The sequence below is a fragment of the Veillonella sp. R32 genome (assembly GCF_010093125.1).
GTDB lineage: Bacteria > Bacillota > Negativicutes > Veillonellales > Veillonellaceae > Veillonella_A.
This window is the reverse complement of sequence record NZ_NMZQ01000007.1, coordinates 1-21,542: the sequence shown is the minus strand read 5'-3', so window position 1 is coordinate 21,542 and position 21,542 is coordinate 1. Positions and strand designations below refer to the sequence as shown.

The following is a 21,542-nucleotide window of genomic DNA, read 5'->3' as shown; positions in this document are numbered from 1 at the left end:
ACGCCTTTGCCTATGGCAAAAGGACAGTAAGCAAGAGAAATAACAAATTCTCATACCTCTTGTCCATATACCCTACCCGGTATTGCATTGACAGTGGACATCTATTTTGCTATCATGATTACGAAATGAATACGACCTTCAAGGTGCATGACTTAATAGGAAAGAGCAGTAAAGTCTGCCGCGGTCCCGCCGCTGTAAGAGGGAGCATCCATCGAAATACCACTGGGTAACACTGGGAAGGTGATGCATGCGAAGAACTTGAGCCAGAAGACCTGCCTTGACGGATTGCCTATAACCCACGAGCGATGGCGAGGTAAATCAATGTCACTATCTGTACTATCCACTGACAAGTAGTACCGACATACTCTTCTAAATAGCTAAGGATGAGCTAATTACAAGAATATATCAATCGTCATGTGCCTAGCTATTCTAGTGTACACTATATAACCTCCCCCTTCTGGGTGGAGGTATTTTTGTATTTATTACTTTTATCTTCCATTTTTTATCACGAGGAGTGAATGAAATGAGTAAACAAATTTTCAAAAAAACATTAGCCACTACCCTAGCAGTTGCCGCCTTAACAGGCTTTGGCTTCCTCGGTACACAAGTCAATGCAGCGTACCAATTAAGTGACGAAGTAAAAACAGCAACCCCTGCTTTATTAGAAGCCACTGAAATTGGTGTTCGTACGTATAATACGGACAATGCAGAACTTGCTAAAGCACCTAACAAAGATGCTATCGTAGTCATGAGCTTTGGTACTACTTTTAAAGATACCCGCACTAAAACCATTGACGCTGCCGTTAATGAAATTAAAGCACAACATCCTGGGGTAAAAGTAGTGACTGCTTTCACTTCTCATATTATTATTGACCGCATCAAAGCAAAAGAAGGGATTACTTACCCTACCCCTGAAGAAGCGCTTGATCAATTAAAAGCAGAAGGCTATACTCGTGTAGCGTTAGCTACCTTAGATGTAATCCCTGGTATTGAATACAACTATAAAACCGGTGTTTACAACCAATATAAACATAATTTCAAAAAAATGACATTCGGTACACCACTTATGTATTGGATGGGACAAGAAGGCCAAACTGATGATATTGCTAAAACAGTAGAAGCCGTAGCAACTCAATTCCCTAAAGTAGGTGACAAAGATGCCGTTCTCATCATGGCCCATGGTACACCAGATCCTTCCAATGCTTACTATGCCGTAATCCAAGACCGCCTTGATTCTGCAGGTCTTAAAAATGCATACATCTACACCGTAGAAGGTTGGCCAAGCCTTGAAGACATCGTTCCTCAATTAAAAGCTAAAGGTATCAACCATGTAACATTAATGCCATTCATGATGGTAGCTGGTGACCACGCTAATAATGATATGGCTGGTGACGAACCAGATTCTCATAAATCCATTCTTCAAGCTGATGGTTTCAAAGTAGATACTTATATCCATGGCCTTGGTGAAAACCAAAAAGTCCGTGACCTCTTTGCCGCTCATGCCCAAGAAGCTTGGGAATCCCTTCAAAAAGACGACGCTAAATAGGAATGACACGAATGAAAGTATTAACTCGAATTTTTCTTATATGTACGGCCTTGCTCCTAACTATGCTAGTCTTAATTGGTTGTGGCAAAACAGATTCCACCACGACTAGTGAAACGCGGACCATAACCTATAAGGATCAAACCTATACAGTACCAGCCAATCCGCAACGAATTGCTACTTTGGCTAATTCCTTACTTAACTTTCTCGATGCTATTGATGGTCAATCAATTAGTCGTGTAGATTCTAGCGACGCCCTATCCGATAAGCTAAAAGCCTTACCATCCTTAGGGCAAACAGCCAATATTAATATGGAAGAACTGCTCAGTTTGAAACCAGATTTAGTAATTGGCCTTAGCAATCAACATGGCAAATATGAAGGTCAATTGCAAAGCAATAAATTGCCTTATATTTTAGTCAGCTACGATGGCATTAAAGACAATGTGCCTTTACTCCTATTCTTAGGTGAGCTAACCCATCAGGAAGCTAAAGCTAAAGAAGTAGTTGACCAATACAATGCTAATATCGATAAAGTAAAAGATGCTGTAAAAAATGTAACTCCTGCTAGAGTGGCTGTTTTACGAGCTACCGGTAAAGCTGTTACAGCTGAAACAGAACTATCTGTTACGGCCGCTATGGTCAAAGAATTAGGAATGACCAATGTGGTCTTACAACATGGCGATTTCGATAAATCAGCTAAAACGATTCCTTATTCCCTCGAAACATTAGCCGCTGATGATCCAGATATTATCTTTATTTCCACAATGGGCAAAAAAGATGAAATCACTAAAACAATGGCTAAAGAAATGACCAGCAATCCAGCTTGGCAAAACTTGAAGGCCGTAAAAAATGGTAAAGTCTTCTACTTACCATCCAATCTATTCCTACTCAATCCAGGTCTTCACACACCAGACGCTATGGCAGAATTAGTTGACATGGCCTATGGTATTAAAGTAAATTTCTAAATTAATAGGATCCAAATCTTAATTAGAACCCAAATCTAAAGGGGCTGTAACTATACCGGTATATCCGCATTGGTTACAGCCCCTTTTAATAAGCTAGCCTTAAAACAAGCCTTCAATTTTTATATATGGGCTTGCTTCTGGTCCTTCTTCAATTTTAGCATCTACGGAAAATACCGTCTTCAACAAATCAGCTGTCATAACCTCTTTTGGAGTCCCTACAGCTGCTAACTGCCCTTTATGGAGCACAGCAATCTGATCAGAGTAACGAGCCGCTTGATTCAATTCATGGAGTACCATCACCACCGTCAAACCTTGTTCTCGATTTAAACGACGCAATAATTCCATCACTTCAAATTGATGATTAATATCTAAATAGGTAGTAGGCTCATCTAACAGCAAAATCTCTGGTTCCTGTGCTAACGCCATAGCAATCCACACGCGCTGTCGTTCCCCTCCAGATAGGGAGGCTACCCTTTGTTGACGCAAATGCGTAGTTTTAGTAACAGCCATGGCCTCTTCCACCGCTTTACGATCTTCCCCAGCCGTATTGCGCCACCAATTTTGGTGAGGAAAGCGCCCACAATAAATGAGCTCCTCTACTACCATATCCTTAGGTACTTCTGGAGATTGCGGTAAGAAAGCCATTTGTTGTGCCAACTGACGAGCTGAATAGGAACTGGTTAACCGGCCCCCTAGGGAAATAGTACCCTGCTGTGGTTTCACGCTACCAGTAATACATTTAAGTAAGGTACTCTTCCCACAACCATTAGGCCCAATTAACGTAGTAATGGCGCCTGTAGGCACAGCCCACGAAATATCCAGTAACACCTCTTTTTGCTCGAAGGAAACCGCTAAATTTTGCACAGTAATTGCATCCATTACGCATCCCTCCGCAACAAGTATAAGAAGAACGGGGCCCCAAAGAACGCCATAATAATACCTACTGGTACCTCTACAGGGCTAAATAGCACGCGCCCTAAGGTATCACTTATGACAAGCACCGCCGCCCCCAAACAGGCGGAACCGGGCAAGAGGAACTTATAATCCGTGCCAATAATCATGCGTGCAATATGAGGAATCACTAAGCCTACAAAGCCAATAAGCCCCGCTACACTCACCGAACTAGCCGCTAAAAAAGCCGCCACCGCCGTCATCGTAAACCGCGTCTGTTCCACTGGCAAACCAAGGCCTTTCGCCGTTTCATCACCTAGACTTAAAATCGTTAACCGTTGAGAACCTAAAAAAGCAATAATCAGGCCTATGACGGTATACGGAGCCATTAAATATACTTGTGGCCAACTGCGCGCTGACAAGCCTCCCACCATCCACAGAAGGGCTCCTTGCACACGATCCCCATAAAATACGAGGAGCGCCGATATACCAGATCCTAAAAAGGCCGCCACCGCTACGCCGGCTAAAATAATCCGAGTAGGGCGAATCCCATTCTTCCAAGCCAACGCATACACCATAAGCGCCGCGGCTAACGCTCCTACAAAAGCAACTAAAGGCACTAAATATTCCCAACTAGGAAATAGAATTAAAATGATAACCCCTGCTAAACCAGCGCCTGAAGAAACACCTACAATCTGCGGATCCGCCAAAGGGTTTTTCATAACAGCCTGCAATATAGCACCAGCCACCGCCAAATTGGCACCTACTAAAGCAGCTACAATATTGCGGGGAAAGCGTATATTCCAAATTACCATATCCTGTGTATCAACTAATTCAGAACTCCACAAGGTATGCCAAATCTTGGCTAAGGTAATGTCAGCAGACCCAAATACTAAAGATACCACCATAGCAAGGAGAGCTAATACTAAAAAGCTAAGCACCCACAAACTACGTTTTATATGGCGTGGTAAGGATGTTGTTTCCTCATTAGTCATGTTGTTTCGACTCGTTTCCTTGTACAAATAACATACCATCACGATTTACGCCTGTATATAAAAGAGCATTCACAACAGACGCTGCAATAGGGCTACCACCTTTGTTGCCTTTAACCGTAATATAAGGAACTGGCGACACTTCCATTAAGTAATCCTTAGATTCAGCGGCCCCTACAAAACCTACAGGGATACCAATAATAAGAGCTGGCTTAACCCCTTCTTCAAGAGCTAAACGTAGCACTTCATATAAAGCTGTTGGCGCATTACCAATCGCTACAATTTGACCATCTAATTGTTTACCAAAGGTACGCATCGCCGCAATAGAACGAGTCACTCCTAATTCTTTAGCTAAAGCGGCTACTTTTTCATCCTTAATTAAACAATGAACTTCACTACCACGTAAAGCTAAGGCTGGTTTATTAATGCCAGTGCGCACCATTTCAACGTCACAATATACATGTGCACCATTTTGTAAGGCTTCAATCCCCTTTTTAACCGCATCAGGACTAGTGCGTACAAGCTGTGCATATTCCACATCCCCCGACGCATGAATCGTACGAGAATACACGCGTACTTCATCATCAGTCAAATTTAAATCCTTTACATAAGGATAAATAATTTCCATACTTTTATCTTCAATAGCTTTTGGATTTTTAATGAATTCCACTTTTCTTGTCCTCCCATAAATCACAGAATTCCTGAGCCGTGGAAATGGTCATAGCCCCTTTAGCAGGCTCGGGACGATCAATAACAATAATATGTAAACCTAAGTCAATAGCCGCTTGTAACTTCGTATCAGAACCACCAACCAGACCAGAGTTTTTCATGACTACCACATCAGCTTGCGTATCCTTAAACATAATGCGATTCATATCATAACTAAAAGGGCCTTGCATAGCAATAATTTTCTTCGGTGAAACGTCCAGTTCTTCCATCATCGTAAGCACTTCCGCGGTTGGTAATACCCGCGTCCACACCTCTGTATCAACTAAGGCCGCTGCCTTAGCAAAGATATGCATCGTCTTACTACCTGTAGTCAAGTATATCCGATTATGTAATGACTTTGCTAAATGCCCTGCCAGTTCAGCTGCTTCCACTTCATTACTAACATGATGAAGTTTATCATACGCTGGCAAAGGCACTTCTTTGCGCTCAAAACGTAAGAAAGGAATGCCCATATCGGCCGCCGCCTCTCGTGCCGTAGCCGTTACAATAGCCGCATAGGGATGACTCGCATCGATGAGCAAACGAATGCCTTTATGAGCAATCAGCTCTTTCATAGCCTCTTTATCGAGGCGCCCCGTATGCACTTCAATTCCTTCATGAGCTGCTAGTTGAGCCCCATATTGACTAACCACCGATACAAATACAGGTTCCCCCGTCGTTTCACGCACGGTTACAGCTAAATTGCGGCCATCTAGTGTGCCCGCAATGACCCAAATCATAATTTGTAGCCTCGAGGCGTAATCATGCGACCATTTTCTACATATGTCTGGCTATTACCGATAATAACTAAGGTCTGCATATCAATTTCTTCTTTAGTGAAGTTTTCTAAATCAGAAATTACCATATGTTGCCCTGGACGGCCCGCTTTCTGAACAATCCCTACAGGCGTCTTAGGATCGCGATGCTTCAATACTAATTCGCGTACTTCATCTAAATGAGTGATACGTTTTTTACTACGCGGATTATATAAAGCAATTACCATATCCCCTTCAGCACTTAAATCAGCACGTTTTTTAATCAAATCCCATGGCGTCATTAAGTCACTTAAAGAAATAACCGCAAAGTCATGCATCAAAGGCGCCCCTAACACAGCAGCCGCTACATTGACAGCACTTAAACCTGGAATAATATCTACTTGAGGACGTTGATCTACAGGCACTTTATTAGCCAATTCCATAACAAGTCCAGCCATACCATAAATGCCAGAGTCGCCACTAGAAATAACCACCACTTTATGACCATCAATAGCTAAATCCACTGCTTGTTGGCAGCGATCCACTTCCTGCATCATAGCAGTGCCTACTTTTTCTTTATCTTTAATTAAATCTGCAATCAAGTCAAGATAGGTTAAATAACCAACCACACGGTCAGCCTCTAAAATCGCTTCTTTAGCTTGCGGTGTCATAAATTCTTCGTTACCAGGGCCAATGCCAATTACTTTGATTGTACCTGTGCAATGGCTACCGTTGTTCGTGGATACACTGTTTTCGTTTGTAATAATGTTTGGCTCTTGGCCTGCAATAGTGCTGTTGTTTCGCATACGTTGCCTACTCCTATCGTTTCTTTAACAAAATTAGATTCTTCTAATTGACTCTGTTCTATAAATAGGGCCATTTCTTCTTGTGTGAAAAAGTGAATGGGCCACTGTAATTCTTTAACGGCTGCTAATAAACCAACTTCGTCGGCCTTTACGATAACCGAAGCTACGCTCGCTACACTTTTAGGTGAGCGATTCACGTTGGCTAACGACTCTGAAATAGCCGTTAAAATTAGTTCTTTTGCCGTATCTCGCCGACAACCAATCCCTACTACCATAGTCGGTGGTCGTAATACCAAAGTTCTAGGACCTGTGGGCAATATTAAATCAGTAATGACCACTCGTGGTGCCTCTGCCCCGCCAGTTTCTAATAAAGCCTTCCCTGTTACGGTATGTGGATTAAACCGAATTAATTCAATCCCTTGTGCCTTCGCTACCGCTTCATAATGATGTAAAAAATACAAAGTATCATCAATATAATACGGCACCGTTTCACCCGCTACCAGCGCCGCATTCACTTCTTTTAGGGTCATAAAATCCTCTACCTTACACTGTAATTTACGGGCTAATACATCAGGGGCGGGAATGCCATTCACATCAGTGGCGGTCGTAATCACTGGCGTAGCCCCAACGATTTCAGCAATCTCCGCTGTCCATTCGTTAGCGCCGCCTAAATGACCAGACAACAGGCTAATAGCAAATTGCCCTTGTTCATCCATAACGACTACAGCAGGATCTTCCGACTTATGCTTAATATAGGGCGCAATCATACGAACCACAATACCCGTAGCCATAATAAAAAGCAAACGGTCATAGGTCTTAAACCAAGTTTCCATATGGGGTTTCATAGACACAAACGTAGTAGCCCTAGCGCCACTGGTACGTCCTTCTTTTTCAAAACAAACCACCTGCGAACTCATCATAGCGTCGTCACTCGTCAAATGAGTACGTAACGCTTGACCTAATTTGGCCCCATGAGCCGTCACCGATATAATAGCTGTGCGCAAGCTATTCATAGTATCACCTCAGTCTTTAGCGCTACGATACATATGACTGAAGCCTTTATCATATAGTTTAGATAATTCATAATCGCTATCTAACACTTTACTTACTACAATCATAGCTTGGCGTAATACCCCTTCTTGGCTTACAATATCGGCAATCGTTTCTAAGGTACCACGAATGATACGCTGATCTGGCCAAGAAGCTTTTACCACAATGGCCACTGGCGTTTTAGGGCTATAACCACCTTTTACCAATTCTTCGACCACGCGATCAATCATCTGCACACTAAGGAAAATACACATAGTAGCTTCATGCGCTGCCAACATACCTAATTTTTCCTTTGGTGGCATAGGCGTACGCCCTTCCATGCGCGTAATAATAACCGTTTGAGATACATTAGGTAAAGTATATTCCTGTTTTAAAGCCGCTGCGGTAGCTAAGAAAGAGCTAACGCCAGGTACTACGGCATAGGTAATATCTAACTCTTTAAGTCGGTCCATTTGCTCCTGAATAGCGCCATAAATAGCAGGGTCACCTGTATGCAAGCGAACAATCGCCTTTCCTTCACTGGCACCCCGTTTCATGACCGCAATCACTTCGTCCAAATTCATAGTAGCGCTGTTGTGAATTTCACAACCTTTTTTACAAGCTGCTAAAATATCTGGATTCACCAAAGAGCCTGCATAAATAACGATATCAGCTTCACTGACTAAGCGATAGCCTTTGCGGGTAATTAATTCTGGATCCCCTGGACCAGCGCCTACAAAATGTACCACTGGGGCCACTTGTGATGACTGACCTTGTGTTGCTGCCTGTGCAGCGTCTGTTGTACTCATTCTACCAACGTACCTCCCTACGCATTCGCCTGTTTAATAGCGGTAACAATAAAAATAGGGCTCAATGGATTGAGCATATGATAAGGCCCCGCTTTGCGGAACCGATTAATCTGCATTTGATAGCCTTCATAGATAAAAGGCCGATTTTTTAAAGCCTTTAAAATAGTGTAGCCTGTTTCCATAGTAACAGCAGTCACCACTAAACGACCACCAGGTTTTAACAAGCGTTCTGCTTCATCTAAAATAGCATCCATACCACCGGCACTACCACCAATAATGATAGCATCTAAAGCTGGCAAATCAGCCATTCCTTCTGGAGCCTTAGCTTCAATGACAGTCATGTTCGTCACCTTAAACTTCGCCATATTCGCTTTAATAAGCTCAACGCCTTTAGTGAAACGTTCGATAGCATACACATGCCCCTTAGGCGCCCCTAAGGCCGCTTCAATAGAAATAGATCCAGTACCAGCACCAACGTCTAACACGTAACTATCTTCTTGAACGCGTGCTTCGTTAAGAACGGCCATGCGAATTTCACGCTTCGTCATAGGCACGTCGCCACGAATAAATTCTTCATCGTCAATACCGAAAAAATGACGCATGTCATACTCCTTTATATTAATATGTTTTATTTAGTACTTATATAGATATGGACTCCATACAACCACCTGCTGTTTTAACCTGTGACAGCGACACGAATTGTTAACTAATTACAATCATAACGGAATGATAAAAACCAGCTAGTCCCGTCATAGCCTCTAATGAACACTGTTCAATGCGTTCATCCTCATAACTTAGGCGTTCACAAGCATAGGCTGTTGTTCCCGCTGGCCAACCATGGTCTAATAAAATCTGGGCAATGGTGGCTGGATTATGTTCCTTATCCGTTAAGAAACCTAGCTTACGGCCTGCTTCATAGCGCAGGGCTGATTCTGGTGGCACGCGGCCATGAAAACTCAACAAATCCGCATCCTGCCAAACTTCACCAATCCGTGCAAAAGCAAAGGTCATAGAACTAATACCGGGTACCACTTCTATAGTCACTTGGGGAAACTTCTTTTTCAAATAAGGCAATAAACTATAATACCCTGTGTCACCACTAACTAAAACAACTACATCAGACGACACTAATTGAGTATCTATCCACTCAGCTAATGCACTTAACTTACCCGTAATAGGGTAAGTAAGCTGTTCTGGTTGGGCAAAATCAAGCAATGCTCGTTCACTGCCCACTAGGACTATCGCCTCTTTAATGAGCTGTAAACCACGAGGCACTACATACGCTGGATTTCCCGGCCCAATGCCTACAACGTAGAGGGTATGTGCCACTGCTCTTCACCTCCTATACGCTGAGCTGTCTCATCAACTGCTAAAATCTGCCCATCTAAAGTAGCAATAATAATACCTACCTGCGCTTCCTGGGCAACATATCGTTCAGAGCGCATGGAGGCTCTATCTGCTACCAACTGATAAACCCCTTCTAAATGCTCTCGTGCTAAAATAGGCATAGCCGCTTCTGTTGTACGACAATCCATAAGCTCATGAGCCACCGCCGTACTAGCCCCTTCTAAAGCAGCATAGGCCACAATAGTTTCCATACGACCATCACTCATGCGATTGTGGGTATGAAAACTACCAGAAGCCAGTTTTATAATCTTACCAATATGGCCAATAATAACGATTTGCTTGAAGCCAATTTTTACGGCCTGTTCTAACATAAAGCCTATAAAATTAGAGGTTTCCGCCATTTGGTTAATGGAAATACCCAACACATTTTGAGCTAATTCTTGCCCAATGCGCCCCGGTACAAGGACTGCTGTTTCATAGCCTGCCGCCTTCATAACTTGTAATTGAGGCACTAAGGAATTTTTAAACCCTTCTTCACTCATAGGCTTTACAATACCCGTCGTACCTATGATAGAAATGCCACCTTCAATGCCCAAGGTGCTATTGAGGGTTTTACGAGCTAACGTTTCCCCTTCTGGTACAGAAACTGTAACAATTACGCCTTGACCCTCCGTACAAAATTCCTTAAATACGGTAGTCATCATAGTGCGTGGTCCTGGATTAATCGCTGGTTCCCCTGGAGGCATAGCTAACCCTGGTTTCGTCACCGTCCCTACGCCCAAACCAGCCTTAAATTGTAAGCTTCCATCCGTCGTTAATTGTACCGTCGTTACCACATCAGTGCCATGGGTTACATCTGGATCATCGCCACCATCTTTCATAACCGTAGCCTTAGCTTCCGTAGCAGATACAACCGCCACTGCTTTTATAGGCACTTCAATGGGCTGTCCTTGTGGATTGATAACCGTAACCTGACTAGGAAATTCTTCTTGTAATAAAGCGAGTAAAGCCGCTTTCATACCTGCTGTAGCACACGAGCCAGTGGTATAACCGCCTCGCATTGATTCTACATCCATCCATACCTCCTTGAGTGAAATCTATAGGTTTCACCATATTTGCTGTTAGCGCTTTTCGCCTGTATGTCATGGCAAAGAGCAGCGGTATAAATCGCTGCTCTTGAAAGCCCTTACTTAGGAGCGGAAATTTACGAATTGCAATTCAACAGGTAAATCCTGTTGCTTTAACATTTGAATAACTTCTTGCAAAGAGTCCTTATCCTTGCCTGTAACACGAACCTGATCTTCCATAATTTGAGCGGTTACTTTAAGCTTCATATTTTTGATAAGCTTAACTACGTCCTTAGCGGTTTCTTTAGAAATCCCTTTCTTAATCGTAATTACCTGACGCACCGTAGCTCCTGAAGCCGGTTCTACCTTACCATAATCTAAGTTCTTAAGGGCCACATTACGTTTTACCATTTTGCCCTTAATTACATCAATGACAGCATTTAATTTATATTCATCATCAGAAAGCACCTTAATGGTATCCCCTTCTAAGCTAATTTCAGATTTACTCCCTCTGAAATCATAACGCGTACCAATTTCTTTTTTTGCTTGGTTCACTGCGTTATCTACTTCTTGCATATTCACTTCCGACACTACGTCGAATGAACAATCTTTTGCCATATATATGCCTCCTCTATTCATTAGATAATACTATTATTATACGATATTTAGAGGTAATTGGTCTACTTTTATGTGATAACTGCTGGTTATGTTTAAGGCATAATCAACTGGCTAAGCCCTCATACTTAAACATAATCTAAATCAGCATAATAAACCGTTTTACTAAGCCCGCCATTAAACAGGTCACCATAATATGCTATAATAACTTATTCGGCATGCTTGTGGCTTTTATCTTAAAATGATAAAAGGCCCAACTTCACCTTGCTACAGTCAATTAAGGACGGTGTTTATAATCACAAACTTAGATTTTACTACTGAAACAACTAAAACAAAAACGCAATCGAGTTTACTGGCACTCCCTTTATTAGAACTGACAGTGCCAACGGACTTACCGGTAACAGCTCGAATATCCATCAATCAGCTCGTACGCCAAGCTGGCGTTTCACAAGCCATGCGCCGTCGCTTACGCACCGATGGCATCGTATATATAAATCAAACCTTACAAAACTGGCACACATTATTGCAGCCTGGTGATCACGTAAAACTCTATTTACCAAGCCGTGAAACAGCCTTTACCCCTTGGAATTATGCACTTCCCATCGTCTATGAAGATGAACATCTATTAGTTATCAATAAGCCGGTTGGTCTACTCATGCACCCAACCTCATCAGAACGCTATCATACCGTGGCTAATGCCATTGTTCATCACTATGAAAAGACGAAGCAAATACATGCCACCTTTCACCCTGTGCACCGCTTAGATAAAAATACTTCAGGGCTTGTAATTATTGCTAAAAATGCATTGGTACAACATAGTTTTACTAAACTACCTAGCCCCATTAAGAAAACCTATGTAGCTCTGTGTGATGGCTATTTCCCAGCGCCATTGGCTACCCTTCACTGGCCCATTGCACGCAAAACAGGTAGCATTATTGAGCGTTGCTGTCGGCCCCAAGGCAAACCAGCCCATACTGATGTGCAATGCCTCAAGCGGAGCGAACGACTTTCCTTAGTGCGCTTCCAATTGCATACAGGACGCACCCATCAAATCCGCGTACACATAGCCCAATTAGGCTATCCCCTTGTGGGTGATGATTTATATGGCGGTTCTTTAGATTTACTACAACAACAAGCCCTTCATGCGATTGGGCTACAATTTGTCCATCCTATGACAAAACAACGATTACTACTACACACCCCCTTGCCCCAGCCTTGGGAAGCCTTGATTTTACAGTATTTAAGAAAAAACTAAACTAATTCAGGGTCATATTTTGCCCCAAGCCCACCCCTAATAGACCTTACAAATCGCCGAGCTATGCATAAATAGTAGTAGCCCTTTCCGTATCTTCTTGTTATACTTAACTTGATGTATGACATTTGTTATCAGTTATTGACTACTTACTATGCATTCTGTCAATAACCGCGGACGTATAAGCGCTCCGCACTTATGACTTGGACGTAGTCCGCATTTACAAGGAGGAAATACTATGCCATTAGTTTCAACCACTGAAATGTTTAAAAAAGCCTATGAAGGCGATTATGCCATTGGTGCCTTTAACGTAAATAACATGGAAATTGTACAAGGTATCGTTGATGCAGCCAAAGAAGAGCAATCTCCCTTGATTCTTCAAGTATCCGCTGGGGCTCGTAAATATGCAAAACACATTTATCTCGTTAAATTAGTGGAAGCTGCCTTAGAAGACACGGGTCTTCCTATTGCCCTTCACTTAGACCATGGCGAAGATTTTGAAATCTGTAAATCCTGTATTGATGGTGGTTTCACCTCCGTTATGATTGACGGTTCTAAACATGATTTTGAAACTAATGTAGCCTTAACAAAACAAGTTGTTGAATATGCCCATGCCCATGGCGTAGTCGTAGAAGGTGAATTAGGTCGCTTAGCAGGCGTTGAAGATGATGTAAACGTAAGCGAAAAAGATGCTTTATTCACAGATCCTGACCAAGCCGCTGAATTTGTAGAACGTACTGGTGTAGACTCCTTAGCCATTGCTATCGGTACAAGTCACGGCGCTTATAAATTCAAAGGCACCCCTTATCTCGACTTTGAACGTTTAGAAAAAGTAGGCAAATTATTGCCTAACTTCCCTATCGTATTGCATGGGGCCTCCACAGTACTACCTGAATTTGTTGAAAAATGCAATCAATATGGTGGCAATATTCCAGGTGCTCAAGGGGTACCTGAAGATATGCTCCGCAGAGCAGCTGGCATGTCCGTATGTAAAATTAACATTGATACAGACCTTCGCTTAGCTATGACTGCTTCCATTCGTGAATGTTTAACTAAGAACCCATCCGAATTTGACCCTCGGAAATACTTAGGGCCAGCTCGTGATGCTATTAAAGGGATGGTACAACATAAAATTAAAAATGTACTTGGTTCTTCTGGCAAACTATAAAAATAACACGTTAATTACCTGTTGCTTTCTACTCGAGAGCAACAGGTATATTTTTTACGCATACACAATATCTAATTTTATAGATTGACCTACTAAACACTAGCTGTTATAATGACATCAATAAGAAACCACATACAATGCTGACGGATTAGTGGAATTGACCACATGTATTGTATGCGCTGAAACGCCGACCGTCTGGGCAGGAGATTGCTCAGGCGGTCTTTTGCATTGTCAAAAACCACGAGCACTCCTTTGCAATAACGAAAGGATGATTTTATGCGAAATCGTTGGCTCATTGCCCTTGCGGCGATAGGAATTCACATTTGTATTGGTAGTGTGTATGCGTGGAGCGTTTTAACTCGCCCTATTATGACAGCTATGGGCTGGTCTTTAAAAGAAACGACTTGGACTTTTTCCCTGGCTATTTTATTCCTTGGCTTATCAGCAGGCCTCCTAGGCAGTGTGGCTGAAAAAATGGGGCCTAAAAAAAGTGGGCTTCTCAGTACCCTTTTCTTTGGCGTAGGGATGCTCGGCACCTCCTTTGCTCTTAGCGAAGCTAACCTTACCTTACTCTATATTTTCTATGGTGTTATCGGTGGTATCGGCCTTGGCGTAGGCTATATTACCCCTGTATCAACCTTAGTGAAATACTTCCCCCGCAATCGCGGCTTTGCTACAGGCCTTGCTATCATGGGCTTTGGCTTTGCCTCCCTCATTGCAGGCCCTTTAATGCAGTGGTTAACAACCCAATATGGCTTAGTGGAAACCTTCCAAATCCTGGGGATTGCCTATATCCTGGTTATGATTGCTTCTTCCTTATATTTAAAACCACCAGTTAACACGGTAACTGCAACAGCAACAACTCACCCTAGCCAAGTATTAAACCGCGGCATGAACGCCCATGATGCTATGCGCACTTGGCAGTTCTCCGCTTTATGGTGGATTTTCTTTATCAACATCACTTGTGGTATCGGTTTATTAGCCGTAGCGTCCCCCATGGCTCAGGAAATCGTAGGCATGACTGCCAATGAAGCGGCCTCCATGGTCGGCATTATTGGTCTACTCAATGGTCTTGGCCGTATCGTTTGGTCTACCGTATCGGACTACCTAGGTCGTCCTTTTACCTACATTCTATTCTTTGCCATTGAAATTCTTGCCTTCTTAGCCCTTGGCAATACTAACACTTCTTTTGTGTTCCAATTCTTAGTCTTTGCTATTATTACCTGCTATGGTGGTGGCTTTGCTTGTATGCCCGCTTACCTTAGCGACTTATTTGGAACTAAACAATTAAGTGCCATTCACGGTCGTGTTCTCACCGCTTGGGGTATGGCAGGGATTGCAGGACCTACCTTGGTTTCCTTCTTGCGAGAAAGCACTAATAGTTATAGTGGCCCCCTCTTTGTATTTAGCGCACTGTTTGTACTGAATCTAATCATTGCTATTGCGTTAAAAGTATATACCAAAGATCGTCATTTTGAAGCGGATACAACCGTTGCCTTAGCTTCTAACAACACGGAAACAACCACTACACCTGGCAAAGACCATCAAAGCATAACGGCGTAAGTTTTATAACTATAATCTTAAATTTTATAACTATAAAAATAACTAAAAAGGCTGAAATCAATGCATCGAGCCAATGATTTCAGCCTTTTAGTTGGTTTACCCCTATTGACCATAGCCAGTTTTTGTTGTTTCAGAGACTTTAACGCCCTTTTTAATTTTACTGTTATAATTAATATATTCTTCGTCCGCTGCTAGTGATACTTTAATGTTACTTTCCTTACTGGAACGAGTTTTCAGCGGTGCAATAACTAATGTCTTACCTAAAGCAGCCAATACTTTTAACACCGTTTCTAACCGAGGATTAGAGTCCCCCAATTCCATCCGAGCAATAACTGGTTGCTTCACACCGCTTAATTTTTCTAATTTTTTTTGACTAATTCCCTTTTCTTGACGCGCATCAATTAATTCACAAATAATTCCAACTCGTAGATCACTGGCAGCAATTTCTTCAGGAGTATATAATTGATTGCGAATTTCATCCCAAGAAGGGCCTATTGCACTGTTATTCATATAGTTCACCACTTTCTTTAATTTCTTTAAATTCACGATATGCTTTTTCAATCTCTTTTTTAAGAGTTTTTTGTGTCTTTTTTACAAACTGATGTAACAAAATATACTGTCCCTCATAATAAGATACAAATAAAACTCTATCTCGTATAGGCCGTAATTCATAAATTGGACCATCCAAATGTCTAATATATGGCATCCCTGCTGCAATGCCACGAGTTTCTAATACAGTAATATAGTCATTTAATTTCTGATATTTAATACGACTATCTTTATCCTTTCGTGTCGCTAAAAACTCTAAATACTCTAAAACCGGTATATTACCATTCTTATCTTTATAAAAACAAATTTTATACACCTGACGCCTCCTAACTAAATAATAACTTATTAGTTATTAAAATTCAATAACTTATTAGTTATTAATTTCTAAAACTATAATTATGATGCTAAAAAGAGTTTCTAGATTATTAAAAAAATTCCTGCCAACTCATACCAATAGTAAAGTTTTCTTAAAAAGCCCTCTTCTTTCTCAAAATACTAATGCATAGTATATAAATCTATGTTAAAATTAACTATTGATGGGCTATATAAGTCCCAGTTTCTTTGCAACACTATCTGAACATCAAGTTGGGAGTATAGTAAATGGTTAACCGATTTTTACAAGGCACGCTTATTCTTACGATTGCAGGCTTTGTGGTAAAAGCAATTGGCAGTATCAACTGGATTCTCTTGTCTCGCGTCTTAGGCGGTGAAGGGATTGGTATTTATCAAATGGCCTTCCCGATTTACCTCTTGTCGCTACAACTATCTAGCGCCGGTATTCCGATTGCTATTTCAATTTTAACAGCTGAAAAAATAGCGCGCTTCGACTATAAGGGCGCTCAGAAGGTATTTAAACTTTCCTTTTATCTCCTCTTTGCAACGGGCTTATTTTTCAGTATTTTAATGTGGTTTGGCTCTGACTGGCTCATTTCATCGGGCTATATCATCGATGATCGTGCTTATTTAGCCTTACTGGCTTTATCACCAGCTATTTTCTTTGTAACCCTTATTTCATGTTATCGAGGCTATTTACAAGGCTGGCAATTAATGACACCTACTGCGGTGAGCCAAATTATTGAACAATTGCTCCGCGTAGTTGTTATGTTAGGAGCGGCGTACTTACTATTGCCATATGGCCTTGGTGCTGCTGCTGGCGGGGCTAGCCTAGGGGCTGGCATCGGTGCCTTTGGTGCCCTCGTCGTGCTCATGTATTATTACTATAAATTGCCAAAATCACCAGATGATGCTTACAAACAGCCTACCGGTCCTGGCGAGTCATCTGGTTCAATTGTGAAACGTCTCATTAAATTGGCCATTCCTATTTCACTGGCTAGTCTTATGTTACCCCTAGTGGCAAACTTAGATTTGTTTATTGTACCACGACGTTTAGAAGTGGCCGGCTTTTCAACCAGCCAAGCTACCGAACTTTTCGGGTATTTAACAGGTATGGCGGTGCCACTGATTAACTTAGCCACTATCATCACCGCGGCCTTAGCAACCAGCATTGTACCGGCTATTTCAAACGCCAATGCGATTGATGATAAAAAAGGCGTCTACTATCGAACGGCTGGGGCTATGCGAATTACCTTCATGTCTACTGTGCCATTTACTTTAATGTTATATGTGTTGGCTGAACCGGTAGTAAGCATTATTTATAATGCACCACGAGCTGCTGAAGCCACCCAAATTACAGCTATTGCCATTTTCTTCTTAGGCATGCATCAAGTAACAACAGGCGTTTTACAAGGCCTAGGCAAACCAACCATTCCAGTAGTTAACATGGGCGTAGCCGCAATCTGTAAAGTAATTTTAAACTGGAATTTAACCTCCATTCCCTGGCTCGGCATTAGTGGTGCTGCTTATGCTACAGTTGCCGATATTGGTGTGGCTGCCCTATTAAATCTAATTTGGATAAAAAAATATACAGGTTATTTCCTCGACTTTTCCCTATTATGGAAAAACATCGTCAGCGCTATCATTATGGGCGTGGCTATGTTCTTCCTCTATCCACCACTGGAAACGATAATGCATCAATTCTTCGCTATGGCTCTTACAGCTATAGTAGGTGGCGTAATTTACGTAATTGTCATGGTTCTCTTAAAAGGTCTTAACCGCCATGACGGCGAACGAATGCCTTTGATTGGGAAGTTTTTTAGGGGGAAAGAAAAGTAAAATAATATGATAAAAACCACTGCTGATGCAGTGGTTTTTATTGTTAGTATTTAATTATTAAAACTAAATTTACACTATAACTATCATTCAAGCTCTACTTAATTCTCTAAGTATGGTAAAATAAAGAAAATGTGTAAGGCGAGAGGTAATTATGAATACACCAACTAATGCAGTAACAACTGTAGTTTTAACAAAAAACGAGGCACAACAACTGCCTAGCCTAATAGAAAATATAAAACTTTTTACCAACATTATTTTAATAGTTGATTCTGGAAGTACAGATAACACGGTAGAAATTGCACGCGCTTTAGGCGCTACAGTTGTTTATCGTGCCTGGACCGATAGCTTTGCCGAGCAAAGAAACTTTGCTCTCCAACATGTAAATACACCTTGGATTTTTTATTTAGATGCAGATGAAAGAGTAACGCCAGAATTAGCAGTATCCATAAAACAAACAGTAAGCCAAGCACCTCTTACAGAGGCATATACTATGGAGCGTCGCTCTGTTATTTTTAATAAAGAATTACGCAAGGGCGCTATGAAACCTGATTTTGTACCACGCCTCTTCCCAACTAAAGACGTTACCTGGGTAAATAAAGTTCATGAGCGACCTATTACGAATCTCCCTATCAAAAAACTTCCAAGCTACTTAAAACATTTTACCTATTCCTCTTGGGAGCAATACTGGTCCAAATTTAATCAGTACACTACTATTTGGGCAGAAAATGCTTATACCAATGGAAAAAGAACCTCTTTTAGTAGCGCACTTTCACATAGTTTACTCGGCTTTTTAAAAATGGGCTTACTAAACGGGGGCTTTTTTGAAGGTAAATTAGGTTTTACATTCACTTACTATCATGCAGTCTACACCTTTACTAAATATATAAAACTATTAGAATTAATGCGTGAGAAAGGATCTACTAAATAATGAAAGTATTGCATTTAGTATGTGCTAAAGTTTGGGGTGGTGGCGAGCAATATGTCTATGATATAGCAGCTGCTCTAAAAGCCCAAAATATTGAATCTATTATAGTAGTCGATACCCATAATACAATTCTACAAGAACGATTTAAAACTGTGGCCAAAGTAGTTGCTGTCAATTTATATCAATTAAATGGCCTATTATCTTATAAAACATTAAAAAAGATTTGTCTGTCACAACATATTAACATTATCAATGTACATAGTGGGAAAATGACATTATTAGGCATCCTCCTAAAGCAAAGCATTAATATCCCTATTGTCCTATTTAAACATAGCGCTACTCGTGGTAAAACTGATTTTTATCATCGTTGGCTCACCAAACAATTAGATGCTATTATATGTGTTTCACAATTAGTCTATGATTTACAACAGATAGCCTTAAAAGATTCTCAGAAGCATAAATTACATTTAGTATATAACGGCATCTGGCCTGAAAGACTTCAAGAAAATCAGGACTACATATTACCCTTACCGCTCTTACAAAACCCCTTTTTTATAGGCTATGCTGGCCGTTTAACAGATAATAAAGGGATTGATATATTATTAAAAGCACTCCGTAATGTTATAAAAAAATATCCTCAAGTGCATTTACTATTAGCAGGCATGGAAGATAAAAATTATGGAAGAAAACTTAATCAACTAATAGTTGACTTACATATAGAAAAACATGTAACAAAACTCGGTTTAATACAAAATATGGGAAATTTCTATAAAGTTTTATCAACGTTTGTTTTACCATCCAAAGTAAAAGAAAGTTTTGGTCTAGTTCTCTGTGAATCAATGTATAATAAAATATATACTATTACTAGTAATAGTGGTGCACAACGAGAAATTATTTCAGACACTATAAATGGAAGAATCCTAGACCCATTTAATGAAGATACATTAACCAATGAGTTATTTTGGGTCATAGAACATCCAACAGAAAAACAAGTTATTGCTGAACAAGGCCAAACTACAATTCTTAAACGATTTACAATTGATATAACTGCTTCACACTTAAGTAATATTTATCATCAAATTCTAGGGAGTTAATAATGATTTCACTTAAACAATTAACACTCGAATCATATCTAGCCTTTTTTTTAGCTAGCGCCATAGCACTACAACGTATATCTATGGGTGCTGGTAACATTTTATATGGTATTAGTATTTTATTATTTCTAATTAGTCTATTTAGACAATGGAAAAACAGACAATTTATAAATAAGTCCGCTTTTAAATGCAGTCGCTCTTACTTTTTTACCATAGGACTTGCTATAGTTTTATCTATTCCCGCTACCATCAATAGTGAACAAATTAGCAATTCTGCTAAAACGCTATTAGAATTATGGGTATATCGAACACTTCCCCTTTTTATGATCCCTTTATGTATAAAAAAAGAACGTACTTTACACTACATGTTAGGCGCAGTCTTCCTCTCCCTATCAATAGATTCACTCACCGCTATGTATCAATATATTGAACTTGATATAGAGCGTGGTTCTGGTTTTAGTAATAATCCGCTAAATCTAGCCGCTATTTTAGCCATGATTCTACCAGTTCAAGCCATTATAGCTCTAGAACCAGTATTTCCTAATCTGTTACGAAAAATTGCTACAATAGGCATTTTAACTAATATCATAGGCCTAATCGGTGGCAAAAGCCGAGCCACTTGGCTATTATTAGCACTTAACCCAATCTTCCTCTGTCGCTATTGGCTCAAAAAGAGAATCTTTGCAATTGTCTGTCTATTGCTTATTGTCACTTTAGGAGGCGTTGTATATAATTCGCCAGACCTATATACTCGACTACAGTCAACAACTAACACCACAACAGATCGTTCTAATGCTGATAGGATTTTAGTTTGGGAGTCCGCATTTGCTATGACAAAAGATCATCTCCTAATTGGTGTTGGACCTGGAGAGTTTAGAGATGTATACAATAAATCCTACAAATCTCCCGAAGTGACACAAGATATGATTCATACACATAATAATTTTATTCAAATATTAACAGAAAGTGGGATTATTGGCCTTATAGGTTTTATGGTAGTATTTGGGAATCTATTAATTAAAAATTTAATCAATACATTTAATAATAATCCATATGCATATATACGCTTAGCTATTACTACGTTTTTCCTACTTTTTGGATTAATTGACTATACCTTTGATGCCAGTGCCGTTATGAAACTTTTCTGGTATATCATAGGAATCACTTTAAGTTTAGAAAGTCTGGGATTTACAAAACCAGCACCCCCATCGTCCCATTAGTAATATATATACTAAAAAGCAAGACATTCTATTCAAAATGTCTTGCTTTTTTATGGCTCTTTGTCAAATTTT

Annotated in this window: 22 protein-coding genes and 2 riboswitches; of the genes, 9 read left to right on the top strand and 13 right to left on the bottom strand. The window is 40.6% G+C overall.

The features are described 5' to 3' along the window. Nucleotides 1–124 precede the first annotated feature (124 nt). Nucleotides 125–295: riboswitch (cobalamin riboswitch) on the top strand. A gap of 228 nt (nt 296–523) precedes the next feature. Together VER_RS01985 and VER_RS01980 are read left to right on the top strand one after the other, a co-directional pair. Next, nucleotides 524–1,546: a sirohydrochlorin cobaltochelatase gene (locus tag VER_RS01985; protein WP_162099217.1), complete on the top strand. Its 1,023-nt coding sequence runs from the start codon at nt 524–526 to the stop codon at nt 1,544–1,546. 11 nt (nt 1,547–1,557) lie between these two features. Beyond that, nucleotides 1,558–2,508 (top strand): ABC transporter substrate-binding protein, encoded by a 951-nt coding sequence (locus VER_RS01980; protein ID WP_162099216.1) that lies wholly within the window; start codon nt 1,558–1,560, stop codon nt 2,506–2,508. Between the two features lie 99 nt (nt 2,509–2,607). Here VER_RS01980 and VER_RS01975 read toward each other — a convergent pair whose 3' ends face one another. The 11 genes from VER_RS01975 to VER_RS01925 all read right to left on the bottom strand — a co-directional run bounded on the left by VER_RS01975 (nt 2,608) and on the right by VER_RS01925 (nt 11,530). Then, on the bottom strand, nt 2,608–3,387 hold the full coding sequence (locus tag VER_RS01975) for an ABC transporter ATP-binding protein (protein WP_162099215.1): 780 nt from the start codon (nt 3,385–3,387) through the stop codon (nt 2,608–2,610). Then, nucleotides 3,387–4,394, bottom strand: coding sequence for an iron ABC transporter permease (locus tag VER_RS01970; protein WP_162099214.1), 1,008 nt, complete (start codon nt 4,392–4,394; stop codon nt 3,387–3,389). The genes VER_RS01975 and VER_RS01970 overlap by 1 nt, the downstream gene beginning before the upstream one ends. Beyond that, nucleotides 4,387–5,061 carry a precorrin-8X methylmutase gene (locus VER_RS01965; protein ID WP_162099213.1) on the bottom strand — a complete coding sequence of 225 codons (675 nt, stop codon included), beginning with the start codon at nt 5,059–5,061 and terminating at the stop codon, nt 4,387–4,389. The genes VER_RS01970 and VER_RS01965 overlap by 8 nt, the downstream gene beginning before the upstream one ends. Further along, complete coding sequence (gene cobK / locus VER_RS01960) at nt 5,048–5,839, bottom strand: precorrin-6A reductase (RefSeq protein WP_162099212.1); 792 nt, start codon at nt 5,837–5,839, stop codon at nt 5,048–5,050. The genes VER_RS01965 and cobK overlap by 14 nt, the downstream gene beginning before the upstream one ends. Further along, a complete protein-coding gene (gene cobJ, locus VER_RS01955) occupies nt 5,836–6,525 on the bottom strand; it encodes a precorrin-3B C(17)-methyltransferase (RefSeq protein WP_370456462.1) in 690 nt (229 codons plus the stop codon). The genes cobK and cobJ overlap by 4 nt, the downstream gene beginning before the upstream one ends. A gap of 29 nt (nt 6,526–6,554) precedes the next feature. Beyond that, nucleotides 6,555–7,673, bottom strand: coding sequence for a cobalt-precorrin 5A hydrolase (locus tag VER_RS01950; protein WP_162099210.1), 1,119 nt, complete (start codon nt 7,671–7,673; stop codon nt 6,555–6,557). A gap of 9 nt (nt 7,674–7,682) precedes the next feature. Beyond that, the gene (gene cobM, locus VER_RS01945; RefSeq protein ID WP_238390114.1) at nt 7,683–8,498 is read right to left on the bottom strand and encodes a precorrin-4 C(11)-methyltransferase; all 816 of its coding nucleotides are present in this window, start codon (nt 8,496–8,498) and stop codon (nt 7,683–7,685) included. 17 nt (nt 8,499–8,515) lie between these two features. Beyond that, complete coding sequence (gene cbiT, locus VER_RS01940; RefSeq protein ID WP_162099209.1) at nt 8,516–9,100, bottom strand: precorrin-6Y C5,15-methyltransferase (decarboxylating) subunit CbiT; 585 nt, start codon at nt 9,098–9,100, stop codon at nt 8,516–8,518. Between the two features lie 100 nt (nt 9,101–9,200). Beyond that, nucleotides 9,201–9,827 (bottom strand): precorrin-6y C5,15-methyltransferase (decarboxylating) subunit CbiE, encoded by a 627-nt coding sequence (cbiE, locus tag VER_RS01935; RefSeq protein ID WP_162099208.1) that lies wholly within the window; start codon nt 9,825–9,827, stop codon nt 9,201–9,203. Further along, nucleotides 9,803–10,921, bottom strand: coding sequence for a cobalt-precorrin-5B (C(1))-methyltransferase CbiD (cbiD, locus tag VER_RS01930; protein ID WP_162099207.1), 1,119 nt, complete (start codon nt 10,919–10,921; stop codon nt 9,803–9,805). The genes cbiE and cbiD overlap by 25 nt, the downstream gene beginning before the upstream one ends. Before the next feature lie 114 nt (nt 10,922–11,035). Further along, nucleotides 11,036–11,530 carry a YajQ family cyclic di-GMP-binding protein gene (locus tag VER_RS01925; protein ID WP_115309364.1) on the bottom strand — a complete coding sequence of 165 codons (495 nt, stop codon included), beginning with the start codon at nt 11,528–11,530 and terminating at the stop codon, nt 11,036–11,038. A gap of 283 nt (nt 11,531–11,813) precedes the next feature. Between VER_RS01925 and VER_RS01920 the strand changes: the two genes are divergently transcribed. The 3 genes from VER_RS01920 (at nt 11,814) to VER_RS01910 (ending at nt 15,510) form a co-directional block, all read left to right on the top strand. Continuing rightward, nucleotides 11,814–12,782, top strand: coding sequence for an RluA family pseudouridine synthase (locus VER_RS01920; protein ID WP_370456461.1), 969 nt, complete (start codon nt 11,814–11,816; stop codon nt 12,780–12,782). Between the two features lie 235 nt (nt 12,783–13,017). Continuing rightward, nucleotides 13,018–13,947, top strand: coding sequence for a class II fructose-1,6-bisphosphate aldolase (gene fba, locus VER_RS01915; RefSeq protein ID WP_162099205.1), 930 nt, complete (start codon nt 13,018–13,020; stop codon nt 13,945–13,947). Nucleotides 13,948–14,073: 126 nt separating this feature from the next. Next, nucleotides 14,074–14,155, top strand: a riboswitch (ZMP/ZTP riboswitch). Nucleotides 14,156–14,223: 68 nt separating this feature from the next. Continuing rightward, nucleotides 14,224–15,510 (top strand): OFA family MFS transporter, encoded by a 1,287-nt coding sequence (locus VER_RS01910; protein WP_162099204.1) that lies wholly within the window; start codon nt 14,224–14,226, stop codon nt 15,508–15,510. Nucleotides 15,511–15,612: 102 nt separating this feature from the next. Here the strand turns inward: VER_RS01910 and VER_RS01905 are convergent, their stop codons facing one another. Both VER_RS01905 and VER_RS01900 read right to left on the bottom strand, forming a co-directional pair. Next, nucleotides 15,613–16,020, bottom strand: a complete 408-nt coding sequence (locus tag VER_RS01905; RefSeq protein ID WP_162099203.1) for a helix-turn-helix domain-containing protein — start codon at nt 16,018–16,020, stop codon at nt 15,613–15,615. Beyond that, the gene (locus tag VER_RS01900) at nt 16,013–16,375 is read right to left on the bottom strand and encodes a type II toxin-antitoxin system RelE/ParE family toxin (protein ID WP_162099202.1); all 363 of its coding nucleotides are present in this window, start codon (nt 16,373–16,375) and stop codon (nt 16,013–16,015) included. Before VER_RS01900 ends, VER_RS01905 begins: the two co-directional genes overlap by 8 nt. Nucleotides 16,376–16,659: 284 nt before the next feature. Here VER_RS01900 and VER_RS01895 point away from each other — a divergent pair, with 284 nt between their 5' ends. From VER_RS01895 to VER_RS01880, 4 genes are all read left to right on the top strand, one after another. After that, nucleotides 16,660–18,231, top strand: a complete 1,572-nt coding sequence (locus tag VER_RS01895) for a polysaccharide biosynthesis protein (protein WP_162099201.1) — start codon at nt 16,660–16,662, stop codon at nt 18,229–18,231. 151 nt (nt 18,232–18,382) lie between these two features. Continuing rightward, nucleotides 18,383–19,159: a glycosyltransferase family 2 protein gene (locus VER_RS01890; protein WP_162099200.1), complete on the top strand. Its 777-nt coding sequence runs from the start codon at nt 18,383–18,385 to the stop codon at nt 19,157–19,159. Further along, the gene (locus VER_RS01885; RefSeq protein WP_162099199.1) at nt 19,159–20,250 is read left to right on the top strand and encodes a glycosyltransferase family 4 protein; all 1,092 of its coding nucleotides are present in this window, start codon (nt 19,159–19,161) and stop codon (nt 20,248–20,250) included. Before VER_RS01890 ends, VER_RS01885 begins: the two co-directional genes overlap by 1 nt. 2 nt (nt 20,251–20,252) lie before the next feature. Next, nucleotides 20,253–21,470: an O-antigen ligase gene (locus VER_RS01880; RefSeq protein ID WP_162099198.1), complete on the top strand. Its 1,218-nt coding sequence runs from the start codon at nt 20,253–20,255 to the stop codon at nt 21,468–21,470. Nucleotides 21,471–21,542 lie beyond the last annotated feature (72 nt).

Excerpts from the sequence above, each read along its gene's own strand:
- VER_RS01985 (WP_162099217.1), top strand. The coding sequence starts at position 524 with ATGAGTAAACAAATTTTCAAAAAAACATTAGCCACTACCCTAGCAGTT.
- VER_RS01980 (WP_162099216.1), top strand. The coding sequence starts at position 1,558 with ATGAAAGTATTAACTCGAATTTTTCTTATATGTACGGCCTTGCTCCTA.
- VER_RS01975 (WP_162099215.1), bottom strand. The coding sequence starts at position 3,387 with ATGGATGCAATTACTGTGCAAAATTTAGCGGTTTCCTTCGAGCAAAAA.
- VER_RS01970 (WP_162099214.1), bottom strand. The coding sequence starts at position 4,394 with ATGACTAATGAGGAAACAACATCCTTACCACGCCATATAAAACGTAGT.
- cobK (WP_162099212.1), bottom strand. The coding sequence starts at position 5,839 with ATGATTTGGGTCATTGCGGGCACACTAGATGGCCGCAATTTAGCTGTA.
- cobJ (WP_370456462.1), bottom strand. The coding sequence starts at position 6,525 with ATGACACCGCAAGCTAAAGAAGCGATTTTAGAGGCTGACCGTGTGGTT.
- VER_RS01950 (WP_162099210.1), bottom strand. The coding sequence starts at position 7,673 with ATGAATAGCTTGCGCACAGCTATTATATCGGTGACGGCTCATGGGGCC.
- cobM (WP_238390114.1), bottom strand. The coding sequence starts at position 8,498 with ATGAGTACAACAGACGCTGCACAGGCAGCAACACAAGGTCAGTCATCA.
- cbiT (WP_162099209.1), bottom strand. The coding sequence starts at position 9,100 with ATGCGTCATTTTTTCGGTATTGACGATGAAGAATTTATTCGTGGCGAC.
- cbiD (WP_162099207.1), bottom strand. The coding sequence starts at position 10,921 with ATGGATGTAGAATCAATGCGAGGCGGTTATACCACTGGCTCGTGTGCT.
- VER_RS01925 (WP_115309364.1), bottom strand. The coding sequence starts at position 11,530 with ATGGCAAAAGATTGTTCATTCGACGTAGTGTCGGAAGTGAATATGCAA.
- fba (WP_162099205.1), top strand. The coding sequence starts at position 13,018 with ATGCCATTAGTTTCAACCACTGAAATGTTTAAAAAAGCCTATGAAGGC.
- VER_RS01910 (WP_162099204.1), top strand. The coding sequence starts at position 14,224 with ATGCGAAATCGTTGGCTCATTGCCCTTGCGGCGATAGGAATTCACATT.
- VER_RS01905 (WP_162099203.1), bottom strand. The coding sequence starts at position 16,020 with ATGAATAACAGTGCAATAGGCCCTTCTTGGGATGAAATTCGCAATCAA.
- VER_RS01895 (WP_162099201.1), top strand. The coding sequence starts at position 16,660 with ATGGTTAACCGATTTTTACAAGGCACGCTTATTCTTACGATTGCAGGC.
- VER_RS01890 (WP_162099200.1), top strand. The coding sequence starts at position 18,383 with ATGAATACACCAACTAATGCAGTAACAACTGTAGTTTTAACAAAAAAC.
- VER_RS01885 (WP_162099199.1), top strand. The coding sequence starts at position 19,159 with ATGAAAGTATTGCATTTAGTATGTGCTAAAGTTTGGGGTGGTGGCGAG.
- VER_RS01880 (WP_162099198.1), top strand. The coding sequence starts at position 20,253 with ATGATTTCACTTAAACAATTAACACTCGAATCATATCTAGCCTTTTTT.